The 13295-nt window shown below is 45.6% G+C and carries 10 protein-coding genes; all 10 read right to left on the bottom strand.

All coding sequences use genetic code 11. The features are described from left to right. Positions 1-432: 432 nt before the first annotated feature. Positions 433-2106, bottom strand: coding sequence for an AAA family ATPase (locus BY457_RS11920; protein WP_181256468.1), 1674 nt, complete (start codon positions 2104-2106; stop codon positions 433-435). Between the two features lie 19 nt (positions 2107-2125). Continuing rightward, positions 2126-6001, bottom strand: a complete 3876-nt coding sequence (locus BY457_RS11930) for a strawberry notch-like NTP hydrolase domain-containing protein (protein WP_106153562.1) — start codon at positions 5999-6001, stop codon at positions 2126-2128. An 84-nt stretch (positions 6002-6085) separates the two neighbouring features. Beyond that, a complete protein-coding gene (locus BY457_RS11935; RefSeq protein ID WP_106153563.1) occupies positions 6086-7537 on the bottom strand; it encodes a hypothetical protein in 1452 nt (483 codons plus the stop codon). A gap of 5 nt (positions 7538-7542) precedes the next feature. Then, on the bottom strand, positions 7543-9591 hold the full coding sequence (locus BY457_RS11940; protein WP_106153564.1) for an LPD1 domain-containing protein: 2049 nt from the start codon (positions 9589-9591) through the stop codon (positions 7543-7545). Then, positions 9579-9809: a hypothetical protein gene (locus tag BY457_RS11945; RefSeq protein WP_181256469.1), complete on the bottom strand. Its 231-nt coding sequence runs from the start codon at positions 9807-9809 to the stop codon at positions 9579-9581. The genes BY457_RS11940 and BY457_RS11945 overlap by 13 nt, the downstream gene beginning before the upstream one ends. Continuing rightward, on the bottom strand, positions 9760-9984 hold the full coding sequence (locus BY457_RS11950) for a hypothetical protein (protein WP_106153566.1): 225 nt from the start codon (positions 9982-9984) through the stop codon (positions 9760-9762). The genes BY457_RS11945 and BY457_RS11950 overlap by 50 nt, the downstream gene beginning before the upstream one ends. Beyond that, positions 9981-10559 carry a hypothetical protein gene (locus BY457_RS11955; protein ID WP_106153567.1) on the bottom strand — a complete coding sequence of 193 codons (579 nt, stop codon included), beginning with the start codon at positions 10557-10559 and terminating at the stop codon, positions 9981-9983. Before BY457_RS11955 ends, BY457_RS11950 begins: the two co-directional genes overlap by 4 nt. A 5-nt stretch (positions 10560-10564) precedes the next feature. Beyond that, positions 10565-11134 carry a glycoside hydrolase family 108 protein gene (locus tag BY457_RS11960; RefSeq protein ID WP_106153568.1) on the bottom strand — a complete coding sequence of 190 codons (570 nt, stop codon included), beginning with the start codon at positions 11132-11134 and terminating at the stop codon, positions 10565-10567. A 19-nt stretch (positions 11135-11153) separates the two neighbouring features. Further along, positions 11154-11621 carry a hypothetical protein gene (locus BY457_RS11965; RefSeq protein ID WP_106153569.1) on the bottom strand — a complete coding sequence of 156 codons (468 nt, stop codon included), beginning with the start codon at positions 11619-11621 and terminating at the stop codon, positions 11154-11156. Between the two features lie 4 nt (positions 11622-11625). Beyond that, the gene (locus tag BY457_RS11970; protein ID WP_106153570.1) at positions 11626-13293 is read right to left on the bottom strand and encodes a hypothetical protein; all 1668 of its coding nucleotides are present in this window, start codon (positions 13291-13293) and stop codon (positions 11626-11628) included. Positions 13294-13295 lie beyond the last annotated feature (2 nt).

Here is a 13295-nt window from a genome sequence, read left to right on the forward strand (position 1 = left end):
TTATTCGTAGTCCATCAATTGCGTGAAAATCCAATTTATACTGTTATTCATTGTTTTTAGTTGGCTATGAGGTTTTTGTTAAGTTGCCAGCAACGATTCTATAACCACACCTCAAAGTGCGGTTATTTCTCCTTTATCAAAACAAAAGGTGCACAATACATCCAAACACCGATTGTATTGTGCACCTTTTAATTCTTTATTAATTCTTCCCAGTCCTTTTGAGGAGAGGAATCTCAGATTTTCTTTAATCTCTATGTGGGATAGGGCCGTCAATTTGTTTTATTGTTTTAAAGTTTTTTTGTTTACCGTAAAACTAACTTTTTTGTTTTCTTTTTCCAATAAAAATTAACACTTTTCCATCAACACTTTTTTTTAAAATAAAAAAGGCCACCTTCCGGCAGCCTTTCTTTAAACATAAACATTTCAAATTCATCAAAACACCCCAATCTCCCCACTTCCCCCAAACCGATTTTTCTCAGCCCTGGCGACACCACCGGTAACCACTACTGAAGTATCGCAATCATGCTCCCATTCAGCACTTCCCCGGAAATTTCCGGTTTTGGTAACCTTATGGATGGTAACCAGATTCATGTTGGGGTATTTCAAGGTAAGTTTGGTGGCACCATCCGGAGAGAGACGGAGACTGTCGGCACTATCCAGGAACACCACATCGTATTTGCTCAAATCCGCTGGTATCTTATCGACCAGAAAGAAATCCGGATGCACTGCTTTGAGCATCTTGATTTTTTTCTGGAGGGTAGCTCCGAAACCTTCCTCATTGGCCACGAAGAGGACGGTTTTCCCCATCTGGTCGGCCAGATATTTTGCCAGGTCGATTGCCAGGGTGGACTTGCCACTACCTCCTTTACCGTAGATCATCAAACGGAATGGTTCGCTCATTTCACCCAGAAGTTTATGCCACTTTCCGGAAAGGCCCATGGGATAGAAAGCTTTTTTCTCAAAGTCGGTGGAGGGTATTGCTTTTCCGGATTTGACCGTGATTTTCCGGTTCTGTTTTTCCAAACCATCGATTCCGGCAAGACCTTCCAAACCATTAAGTTCTGACTGGCTGATGGTAGGGATAGTGCTACTTCCGGCAATATATCTCTCCAGTGCTTTTCTAATAATCTGAAGTTTCGTGCTTAAAGGCTTTGAGGCATTAACCCCTGCTTTTCCGGCTTCGATCTTCTCCAATATCTTTTTTGCCTCCTCTTTAACTCCTGTTTTGCCCTGGATTCGTAAAAACCGTTTAATGACCAGAACTGCCGGCATGGTGGCAAGCCCGGTTGTAATAGATTTAAGCTCTGTAAGCTTATCTTCCGAGAAATTGACGGTTATGCTGCCACCATCATTGACCATGGCAATCAGCTTGTCCTGCATATACTCAATTTGGTCAGAGTAGCGCGAAGCTTTGCGCACCCGTCTTTCAATGATGGCTGTCTGTAGTGATTTCAGCATGGTGAGCAATTCCTCATGAGTCTTGGTTTTCCCGTTCATCGCCACAAAACGCCTTAGAAAAGATACTTCAGCATCCACCTTTTCGGTATGTTCGGGAAGTGGTTTGTCGATGCGGGCCAGTTTCTGCTTAATGAGCCCTTTCAAAATCGTTTCAGAAACTTCCTTTTTGGTGCCCTTGTCAGTTCGATAAACGTAGGTCGGTTCGCCCGATTCTGTATGCGAAAGGGATTCAATTTCCGATTTTTCCACATATCCGTTTACATAGGCATAGAGGAATTGACCTGCTTTGTATTTGTGCTTTTTCAGCTTTTTGCGGGTTTGGCGCGGCTTTTTTTGTTTTTGAGTTTCTTTGTTTTCCTGTTTCTTAGTTTTAGAATTTTTCTGTTTGGAAGTTTCTTTGTTTCCCGTTTTATCCTTTGTGCTTTTCAATGCTTCCGGATTGGCTTTGATGTCTTTGCCCAAATTCTCGAAATACTTATCCAGAATTCGATGGATAGTAGCCAGGTTGTCGGGGTTGGTTTCCTCATGAATGTTTTCAATAATCTTAATGACCTCCGGGTGTTTGCGGTTAAAAAAGTCGCCGTGTGCCAGTTTTGAGAAGTCAATTCCTTTTGCTTTCTCAATGTAGTTGTCGATAGTAAATGCCATTTTGTGAAATATTAGTTTTTCAGAATTCAAATTCCATCTCCATTTCCAGCTCCAGAGCTGTTGCCAGGGAGAATGCTTTTGGTTTTTTAGTTTCTTTGTTTTGTCCGATGCGCTGCCTGTACCGTTTTTTGTCGATGGCCAGCTGCTGACGTGCATACGCTTCATCCGGATCCTGATGTGCGATGGCCTCAGACACATCTTCATCCTCAAAAATAAGCTCGTACATGGTTCGTGACATCTGTGCAGATAATGAGTATTTGTCCTGCAGAATCTGTGTCACTTTGGACAATACGGACGGATCGAAGCTACCCACCATATTGCTGCTTCTTTTGTTGAAGCCGTCATTTCCGTTCATGAGCCTAAACAACTCTGAATCGGTGTAAACATCCTTGTTACGGGCTCCAAAGGGAATTACCAGGTCATAACCATCGTAGCCACGGGACAACACAATGCCATTGGTCAGTGCTACCAGTGAGTTTCGCTGCAGTGATTGCAAATAAGGCAAAATCTTAATGACCGGCACCTGAACACTGGCTGTTGCTTTGTCCTTTTCCCATCCATCGGGCATCAGAATACCTTTTTCTTTGCCTCCGCCCTGCAAAGTAAAATCAATCAGCTTTCCCCGGTAATTGGCAATCCCTTGAAGAATATTGTCCGTTATGATGTAACGGGTAATGCGATCCGCCTGGCGTTTTTTCATCATCTCATCCCACTGGTTGAGAATCTCCACCTGACTGTAATTGTCCAGCGAACTGCTCAATCCTATGATTCGCTCCACCATGGCTCCCTGATCACCCGAAAGAGCCAGTACCATGTATTTACGGCCATCACCAACCGCAAAGCGTACCTTGATTTTGGAAAGCGTGTATGGGTTTTCTTCCTTATGGTTAATGACAAATCCCAGAAAAACGGACGGAGACGGATCATTGGAAACAATGTTGGGCACATAAACGCCTCGTCCTGGATAAAAAATCCTAATGCGGTTGCGGATTGCCCGCCTGAGAAGTTCCGATTTTTCCTGCTCCGATTTGATAAGTGATGCTTTGGAATTCTCAATCTCATCCATCCGTTTTTTAAGGTAAGCAGACTGTTCTGCCTGACTTTTCAGTTTTTTGTAATTCTTCTCCTGACGAATGTGCCTGCGGGCTACGTCCAGGCGTTTATCAATGTGATTGAGCATATTTTGAAGCCGGGTCTCCAACGATTTTTCCATTCCGGCAATGATCTTTTCCGTATAAACCATCGGATCATCAGTGCCGGTGGTTTGTCCAATCAATTCCTGAATCTGACTTTTGCGGAACGGCTTACGTAGATTGGCACAATCACATGTTTTCAATATGGAATCGCGTCCGAAAGCACTCTTGCCGCCTTTCCCGGCCTTGATGACTTTCCGGTCAATGACCACAGCATCCAGGGCAACAGCTTCCACCTCCAAATCGTATTCCTCGATTTGTTTGAGATACTCCACGTATTCGGTGTATCGAAGAGCCATATCGGTATAGAATTTCTCCTGGTCGGCTACCGATAGAATCGCCACGCGACCCGACACTTTCTGAATACCCCCTTCGCGTACTTCCGGAACCTCTAAGCCAAGAGGTTTGCCCAGCATTTCATCGATCTCCGGATTTTCTATGAGGTAATCTGCTACCAGCTTGTCACCGTATTTGTTCAGGAAATCCACCTGCTCACCTATCTGACTCTGATTGGCCTTTTGGTTACTGGTGGTGTTGGCATCAAGACTCCGGAGTTTTCTTTGCAGCATCATTTGAAGCCTCTTTTCAGCCGGAATGGCTGATGAGATATACCGATAACGGGGCTTGAGTATCTGTCCGGTGCGGTTGATGCGACCGCGTTTTTGCACCTCGGTATTAATGTCCAGTTCAGGCTGAAGCACAATCATTTCACGCTGCTTTACCTGTCCTTTGGCAACTTTACGGGTTACAATGGCATGGGCAGATGCACCGGTGGATCCACTCTGGTTGATAAGCAGGCAATCCACCTCATTATCGTTGAATTGCCGGAAAGCATCATTGGTGGCAACCCGTTTTCGGCTTAAAATAGTACCCGTTTCCTTCCCGGAAAACTGCACCATGATTTTCCGCCCGGTTACCTCCGCCACTTTGAAGCCTGCCTTTTCAATGATTTCCACAATCCGGTCAATGGGAGATATGGTGATTCCGGTGGAAACGCGGTCTATCTCATCAGTAATCCGGTTGTATTCTGCCAGGGCCTCTTCGCTGATCATGGTCGGTTCCAGGTAATCGTATTTCTTCTGCCCCCGGTAATCGGTAATGGTAATTTTCAAAACCGATTTGAGCCCCTTGTACAAGACATGTTTAAAATCTGTATTAATGGCTTCTCCGGGTGCGGATTCAGCAATCTCTTCCAGGAATGAACCCATGGTATTGGCAAAGGCAATAATCGGCTTGCGTCCGGCTTTCAGCGAACGGATGGCATCACGGGCCACATCCTCCGCTTTCAGACTCAAAAGCAGCTGATTGATCACATTAAAAACTTTGGAGAAATAGGGCTGATTGTCCACCCCTGCAGAAGAAGTGCCTTTTCTGGAGCTGGCTTCCCCGCCTTCAGCCTTCATGGCATCATCCATGTTATCTACCGCCTCGGTGACATAATCCTTTTGAAAGGCAATGATGTCCCGGATAATTTCCGTTACCTTATCAGCAATGCGGCGGTGTTCCCGCTCATTTTCTGTCAATGTTATGTAATCCACCTCAATACCTTCAAAAGAGCGTTCGCGGCGAATCATTTGTCCCTCCGACACCAGCTGGGCCGAGAGAATCTCCTGCAATGCCACCCCGCCACGGGTAATGGAATCCACCAGCTCATCTTTGGTCATGTTGGCCTCCGAGAGACAGGTTTTAAGGGCATAAATAGGCATATTGTCTGGTCGCTTGGCAAAGGTGGCAGAGAGGAATACCACTCCCGCAGCATTCTGAATTACATTCATCAGAAAAGTGCCTGTTTGTGAAGCACCCGAAGCATTGTGAGCTTCATCCATAATGATAATATTCCCCTCGGCCATTGTTGCCAGGAACATTGGTTTTAATGGTTTCTTATCCGGCTGATTGAACTGGGTATAGGTAGCCAGGATTACATCATATTTCTTTGGCAGTTGCTGCGATTTGAAAACCGATTCCTGAACAGCTTTGGCATCCGGCTGATAGAGAATATTTCCTTCCGCATCCTTTATTTTGGTTTTGGCATCATCGGCATTCACGATAAACGGCACCAGATGTCCGGAACCAATATCTGCCAGGTCGCGGTAGATGTCAGAGAAAAGGTTGGGCTTTTCACTTAAAAATATGGGAATCTTCTTTTGCTGATTGGCATAACGGATCATGGCCGCCGCAATACGTCCTTTCCCTATGCCTGTCTGGTCACCCACTATCAGCGACTGATTGCGCTCTTCAATATTGTAAATGGCCAGAGCTACGGCATCTATCTGCTCGGCAGAAAGAGCTGATGCAAGTTCTTCCTTGCTTTTGTACCCCAGCTTTTTACGAACCAGCTCAAACACATTGCCTCCGATATGCTTTTTGATTTTACGAGCTGCAATGTGCGTCTCATCCGCCATAGAATCGGGCACCTGGGTTTCCAGAATAACCCCTTCTTCCGAAACCGGGATATAAAGTTCTCCCAGTCCTTTGCCTGCAGACTTGTGACCACGGGAAGTCAGAAACAACTGCCAGTGATGGGGATTGCGCTCTGATAAATCTTTCAGCCGGCCTGAGAACTTTTTAAAGCCCGAAGCCGGTTCAAAACCCCAAAACAACAGTTTTTCACTGATTTCAGGGGCGGGTCTTTTGTCGAACGTTATTGTTGCTTTCGATTGCAGGGCCTGTTTCTTTTTGTCAATCTGTATGTGAAAGGTCATATCATTTGTTTTTTAGTTTTTCTGTTTCTCTATTTTTCAGTTTTTTACTTCCTGAGTTTTTCTGTTTCAAAGTTTTTCTGTTTTTCAATTTCTTTGTTTTAATCTTTCCTTAATAGCTGCGATGCGCGCCTCCCTGTTGTTGAAAACCCGGCCAACGGTTATTTCTTCTCCGTCGATAAACCGGGCTGTCCAGGTGCGATTGTGATAAAACTGTACTTTGGAAAAAGCCTTGTATCCCTTTTCCCTTTTGTCGGCTTTGCAGGCAAAAAGCTCCGGTACGACCTGTGATTCCTGTAAAACCAGGGGCTCTTTCTGGCTTTTAATGGTTATTTCCACAATACCGGAACGTGGTAATCCGGTCACGATGCCATTGGTAATGATGTTTCCGGTGGCCAGGAACGAAACGCGGTCTCCGGTTTTGAAAAGGTGTTCCGCCTTGGGTTTCAGAGCAGCAAGATCCAGGAAGTGTCTGATGTCACAATTAAGGATCCGCTGGTAAAGTGCATCAAGGGAAGAGACCACTTCCCGCAGGTGCCGGCTCTTTGCGCTGCCTTGCGGGGCATAATCCGCAATGCCTCCGGGTGTCTCCTTACGTCCTGCAATCAGGATAAGACGTGTATCAAAAGCGGTTCCCTGGCGGGAATAGAGTTTGTGCCCGTCAATGGGAATGATGTCCTCCACATGATAAAAGTGATAGAGAAAATTCAGAAAGTAACGGTCACCCTTATTGGTAATCAGTCCTGAATCGGGATTGTAACGGGTATGCCCGCCAATGATTATGGCTGCCCGCCCGTCATCCTTCATGGTCTCCAGGGAGCGGATGGCCATGATGTGTTCCAGCTTTTTGATGTGAAAACCCTCAACCTGTTCGATGGCTTCGAGATCACCAAAAGGCGGGTTGGTAATGATTCCGTCATAGATTCGACCAAATCCGAATGGAAGAGAAGCATCCAGACTGGTTATGGTTTTAAATGGCTGCCGGTTCAGGTTTTGAAGACGGATCTTATCCAGCTCGTTCACATGAAGCTGTTTGTAAGGTAGTGCATGACAAAGCAGTCCGTTTCCGGCGCTGGGCTCAAAGTATTGGGCCTCTCCCTTGGCCTTTTTGACCCATAACCCGGCCAAAAAAGAAATAGGTGCCGGAGTTGAATACTGTTGCAAAAGCACACTCATGGAAGTGCGATGCGAGAGGTTAATCTGTGAGCGATAAAGCTCAACTATCCTCTCAAATCGTTGACGAAAGTTTATTTTTTCATTAAAGGCAATTCTTCGGGCTTCCAGTACAATGGCCAGTTCTGTCAGCTCTTTTACCTTGTTTTGGTTGTCAATACCAAAGCGCTGACGGGCCAGCTTCTCAATGGTGGTTTTGTTGTGAGAAGTCTTTTTGCGTAGCTCCTGCTGAACGGCTTTTACAAAATCCGTTTCCCGGGAATTGGAACTGATGGAATCCTCCGAAAAGGCGAATTCCATCTCTGTTTCCAGTTCCAGAGCCAGGGCAATAGCCAATATGGTGAGTGCAACTTTTGCGGTTTTCATAATTTTCAGAATTCAAAAGTCATTTCCATCTCCAGTTCCAGAGCTCTGGCCATCGTCACCGGAGGATTTTGTTTTTTTGTTTCTTTATTTTTTTGTTGGGAAGTTTCTTTGTTTTTCTGTTCTGATGGTTTTTTATTTTTCTGTTTTTCAGTTTCCACAAAAACAACCCCGCCTTCAGCATTGCCCTGTTTATCCAGTTCTATAAATTCATCCACCCGCTGATCGGTAAAGGGCACAAAATGACCCAGGCCAATCACTTCACGGGCCTCACTGATAATGCTCTCAAACAATCGGTTAAGAAAAGTTCTTTCTTCTCCCTGAGGATAAACGCCCACCCCGAAATGCGCTCCGCTAACCAGATAGTTGTTTTCCATGCCTTTGGCACTCAACCGGTCAAAGACAAAACATTCAAAAGCCCTGGCAAACATCTCCACCGGAGAAGCCCAGTATTTTGTGCCGTAGAATTTCGATTCCGCATAGAATTCTGAGATGTTGTTAAGGGTAAGCGGGATATCCAGAAATTCAAGACCAAACTTTCGTGGAATACTGCTCAGCAGCGCTTTGGCATTGCTGTAAAAGGAAGGATATTTTAGATAGCCCGGGTATCTTCGTTTCAGAAAATCGAGAGATTCTTCAGGTGACTCTCCGTATTCAACGCGAAAGGCGTATTTGGCATCTTTGGTATAAAACCGTCGGCTAATGATTTTTCCGGCATTGTGCTCATTATTGCCTCGGTAGATAAAGCGGGCCAGATTAGTGACTTTGTTGTATAACTCAACTGCCTTCGGATTTTGAATATAGCTGTCACTATCAATTTCTATATGCTTCTCACGAAATGCATAACATCCTGTGGCCATTTTACCTTTTCGAAGACCATAGCTCATCCCCAACAGATGGTCAAAGAAATGTCCCCACTCGTGTGCCACGGTTCCGTCCCCGCGCTTTCGCGTGAGATTGATAATTTGACGCATGGGCTCATAGTGCGCAAGGGCTTTCCCTTTTCCCCTGGCGGCAAATGCAATGGCCAGATTTCCGATTTCATGAATCCGGCAGATGTCAATATCCAAAGCTTCACATAAATCTGTAATGGCACCAATGAAATAGCGGATATGCTCTTTCAGCTCCTTGTCGGTAATGGAATTGCCAATCTGCACGGCATTAAAACCGTATCGCCTGGTCAGTACCTTTTCCGAGATGTCATTGTCAGAAATAAACAACCCACCTTTGCGCCTGATGTGCGAAAGCGGCAGGCCTGAGTTGATCTCAATTTTGTCGCTTTTACCGGTATTTTTTGTCGCCTTTTTGAAAGCCCAGTCCCAGGAAGGTTCCTTGTAGAGGACATTGGCGGTTTCATGAACTTTCCTGCTTTTCAATATCAGCATATTGGAAAAACGCGAAGAAAAGTTCTCACTTAAAAGACGCTGGAAGTAGTATCGCTTTTTCGTTTTAAAATAATGATCCAATCGCTCGTAATGGTCTTTCAGAAAAAGATCAACTTCAGTATAATCCCGGCAATCTTTAAATTCCAGGGAGTGCCGTATCATTCCGGAAAGTTCTATCGTCATTTGCGCGGAAGTGCTGTAGGCCATGGCTGCATCCAAAGACCACAAAACCTCAGGCAAATTATCCACTAAAGGCTTTACAGAATCATACTGACCAAGCTTCTGCTGGAGGTATTCGGCCGTCCTGACATAAACTTTCCGCATATCTGCCGTGTTTGAAGAAGGCTTTGGCGGAAAAGATTTTCGGAATTCATTCTTCAGATAGCAAAGGGCCGGATCGGCATTGGATTCCTTCAGGATTTTAAAGTCATAAGCAGGCCAGACGTTGTCTTTTACCACCATTTCAATGGCTGAGACTTCATCCTGTTCCAGTTTGTCCAGGTCTTTGGAGTTGACCAGAGATCGCATGGCAGCGCGCTCCTTGGCAGAACCCGGAACATACTCACCGGCATCCCTGAATTTGCGTTTTTTCTGCTTCTCCTTTAGGAATTCCACTAAATCAGGCGACTGGCCTAACATACTTCCAAGAAAAATGGTTCTTACCTTTCCCATGGATCAAAAACATCAATTATTTCGCTAATGCTGACATCTATCCAGTCGCCTTTCAATGCGGAGGCTTCGGGAGCCTGAACCACCTTCCCGTGAACCCATGATTTATTGAAGCAATAAACCTCTATGATTATCTCCGAATCCCCTCTGATCACTGAGATGTGACTGCGCTCAAAAAGCTGAGAGAATAGTTCTTCTGATTTTTTGGTTACCATACTCAAGTACCGCTATGGATTTGACCTCTTTTTTATTGATGATGAGCTCGGCTACAGGAAGTCCCCGCTGGTTGTAACTCTTTATCAGCAGGTAGTAGCCGCTCTTTTCCGACACACCACTCAGTTCTCCACTGGTGTAGGAGTTACCGTTTAGGAAACTGACTTTGGCCCGGATCTTCATTTGTAGTCTTTTTGCCGGCTGCCCATGGAGCTGCCAAAGTGAAAGCCCACCACCTGATTGCGCTCCTGGAGAAGCGAACCAATCACCGTTCCGATGGCTGCACCAACAACCGATCCCAGAGAACTGCCAATGGTTACTGCAGTCTGTTTGTCTTCAATGAAACCTGAAGCCAGGAATACAGAACTGATGGTCACTACCACCTGCACCAAAAGCAAAATGAAGATATAGGTCAGATTCCGCCCGATGATCTGATGTCCGATGGCATCAGCTGAAGCCTTGTCGGCATCAATGTACTTCTGACGGGCACCGGCCCGGTCGGACACCTCTGTTTTATAGGCATCAATATCCAGGACATACATTTCTTTTTCCCACTGCATCCGGTATTGCTGCAATTCATCCAGTGCCAGCCTGGCTTTTTCATCCTTTTCGGCTTTGGTTTTAAGCAAATCACTCACTTTACCAATGGCAACCCCTGCGGGATTGGGAGATGTGGCAATCTCAAAAATATCAGTAGCAATGGAGGGCACTTTCTGCACCACTTCGGCGCAGAACTGCTTAAATGATTTCTTTGCCATCGGGGTTAGGGATTAAGGGGGTTAGGGGGTAAGGGTTTGTCATCCATTGAAACTTGATTGAATACCCGTTCTTTGAGCCATCCGTAGATAAATTTGCGTTGTTCCGGTCGCGCCTGGGCAATCCTCACATAACGCGAACACTGCACCGCATTCATCAGCATACAAAGTCTTTCGGGCATGGGGTAACGGTTGACAAAGGCCAGGGTTTTTATCCCCAGGCGACCATCCAAGTCCAGGTCGCTGCCATACCGGTTCCGGTAATTAAGCAGATTGCAGCTGTTCTGCAGAATTTCCACCGCTGTCTCCGGGCCCATATTTACGGCAGTGTCCAGCAACTCAAAAGCCAGCTGGTCATTGCTTATTTTATCAAAGCCGGGTTTGTACCAGTACTGCCGGAGATAAATCTCCCTGGCCGTTTTTACATTCAAATCTGCCATTGGCCCGTCATACCCGTTATCTCTGGCCGTTTTCAGGGTAATCCCGAATTTTGTTTCACCTCCCAAATCTGACGGATCATTCACGTACCCGCCTTCGATTTCAATGATTTTGGAAATGAATTGATGTTCTCTTGCCATTTTGTGAAATTTTTATTGTCTATTTAATCGCATAGCCGGTGGGGAATATCTGCTCAAAAAGTAGCTTGTCATTTTCCTTTTTGATCAGCAGCATCTTTTTTATCTCTTCATTGCTGGAGCTAAGCAAAAGAAAATATTCATTAATCTTTTTCAGCTCCATCTTAACGCTTGCATTGGTTTGACCGATACGACCATCCATTTCATCAAGATTGGTTGCTACCTGGCGAAAACTCCCTGCCACCTCCAGTCGGAAATGACGAAGACTATCAGACGCTGCGTTTTTTTCATGCTTCAGCTCCACAAGCTCCTTTTGGAGAGTGGGAATATCCTGTAAATAAGCCAGCGTTTCATCGACCTTGCGCCCAATTGTCCATATTTTTGTGATGACCGAAAAAGAAAGAATCCCGGCAACCAGCAGATTCATCATCCTGGCAGAAAACAAGCTGCTTCCGGTAATTATCCGTATTTGTTGAATTAGTTCTCTCATGGCTTTATCTGTTAAATCCGTTGTAGTTGAGCTTTATCAAACCGCCTTTGGGCATTTCGTTGCATTTCACGAAAGTGCCTCCCAGAAGAAAAGTCCCATCACGCATAGGCTTCATGAAATAGGCGGTTCCTTTGGTATTGGAAGAAGTTATGATTTCAGCTGTCCGGAAGCTTCGGTCGAAGGAACCATCACTGTTGATCCGGAAAAGACTGTTGGAAAAGACATCTTCCTGGTGAACCAAAGGATCAGCGCCATTGGTGCTCAGAAGAATCTTCCCGTCAGGTGTGGGATACAGTCTTCCCCCATTGCTGTTATGAGGATATGGCCCCAGGGAGAAATCAGTAACAAAAGTTTCATCCACAGTCCCGTCTGAATGTAAACGCCAAATCTGGCTTGCTCCGTTAATACCTGTGCTTTGCCCTCCGGCCACCAGGATTTTCCCGTCAGGTAATACCACGATTCCGTTGAACCGCAATTCGGTAAGCCCTGATTTAAAGGTGGGGTCGGTTGTTCCGTCAGGATTCAGACGAACGCAAAAGAGGCTCTCCGAACTTCCGTTAATCCGGTTTTTACTACTGTAGCAAACCAGAATTTTCAGATCTTCCTGGATTGCAATAACGGACGGGGCATTCGTAGCAGAACTTCCCAAGAAAGAGAAAGTATTGTCAAAGGTTCCATCCGCATTCAACCGAACCAACTTGCCTGTAAAGGGTGTGCCTTCATAGCTTGCTATGGATGTGCCCCACACATAAACTTTCCCGTCCGGTGCTACATCAAATCCATTGGGAGCTGCGGGACTACCGGAAGAGCTATAAAATCCCGTTACGGTATTTAAAAACAACGGATCCTGATTCCCTTCTTTGTCCAGCTTGCAAATATGCTTGAAACGGTCATTGTAAAACTGTCCCAACACAATGGCACCGCTTCCATCGGGAGTCAGCTTCACCTTTGAGATGTAGGAATTCAAAAAACCGCCAAAATCCGTGCGAAAGGGAGTTCCGTCCGCATTCAGCATAAAAAGGCGGTCAGTAGTTCTTGTTCCAAGGTAATCATAAGCCGAGGCAACCGCCCAGATTACAGGGTGCTCCGGATCCCCGCTGTAATCCACATCGATGGAAGAAACAGAGGGCGTCGAGGAAGAAGTTACATTGAAACCCCGCGAATTCTGATTAAAGATTCGTCTCCCCATTTTTTTGCGTGGTAAAAGCACCGAAGCAAATTCAGCGGTTGAATTGATTTCCATCTTGTATATTCCTTCTTTTACGGTGACAGTTGCCTCAGAGGCAAGGGAGAAATTATCAATTACCCTTTTCTGCTTACCGAAAACCCCGGTAAGCGACAAGTGTGAAATACCGGAGTTATACTCAGGCTGTGACAGCTCCACATCCTGATCAAAGACTACACATTGCCTGTCATCTGTTGGAGAATTAACCAACAAAGGTGAAACCAGAGCGTTCATCTCTTCTTCCAGCAGTGGCTTCCAGTGATCATTGGTGATACCTCCTGTCAGCACATATTTGGTTTTGGTACTGAGCACGCGGGTTTCCATGCCATCATAGCGAATTGCCGGGTTTATGGCGTTCCGCTCTTCCAGGGTAGCAACCACTGTTCTCTGAGTATCTACAGGCACATTCCTGTTAACTTTAAATCCGTCAATGACTTCAATAGGCATAG

The organism is Marinilabilia salmonicolor, assembly GCF_003003035.1.
In the GTDB taxonomy this organism is placed as follows: domain Bacteria; phylum Bacteroidota; class Bacteroidia; order Bacteroidales; family Marinilabiliaceae; genus Marinilabilia; species Marinilabilia salmonicolor_A.

Excerpts from the sequence above, each read along its gene's own strand:
- BY457_RS11920 (WP_181256468.1), bottom strand. The coding sequence starts at position 2,106 with ATGGCATTTACTATCGACAACTACATTGAGAAAGCAAAAGGAATTGAC.
- BY457_RS11930 (WP_106153562.1), bottom strand. The coding sequence starts at position 6,001 with ATGACCTTTCACATACAGATTGACAAAAAGAAACAGGCCCTGCAATCG.
- BY457_RS11935 (WP_106153563.1), bottom strand. The coding sequence starts at position 7,537 with ATGAAAACCGCAAAAGTTGCACTCACCATATTGGCTATTGCCCTGGCT.
- BY457_RS11940 (WP_106153564.1), bottom strand. The coding sequence starts at position 9,591 with ATGGGAAAGGTAAGAACCATTTTTCTTGGAAGTATGTTAGGCCAGTCG.
- BY457_RS11950 (WP_106153566.1), bottom strand. The coding sequence starts at position 9,984 with ATGAAGATCCGGGCCAAAGTCAGTTTCCTAAACGGTAACTCCTACACC.
- BY457_RS11955 (WP_106153567.1), bottom strand. The coding sequence starts at position 10,559 with ATGGCAAAGAAATCATTTAAGCAGTTCTGCGCCGAAGTGGTGCAGAAA.
- BY457_RS11960 (WP_106153568.1), bottom strand. The coding sequence starts at position 11,134 with ATGGCAAGAGAACATCAATTCATTTCCAAAATCATTGAAATCGAAGGC.
- BY457_RS11965 (WP_106153569.1), bottom strand. The coding sequence starts at position 11,621 with ATGAGAGAACTAATTCAACAAATACGGATAATTACCGGAAGCAGCTTG.
- BY457_RS11970 (WP_106153570.1), bottom strand. The coding sequence starts at position 13,293 with ATGCCTATTGAAGTCATTGACGGATTTAAAGTTAACAGGAATGTGCCT.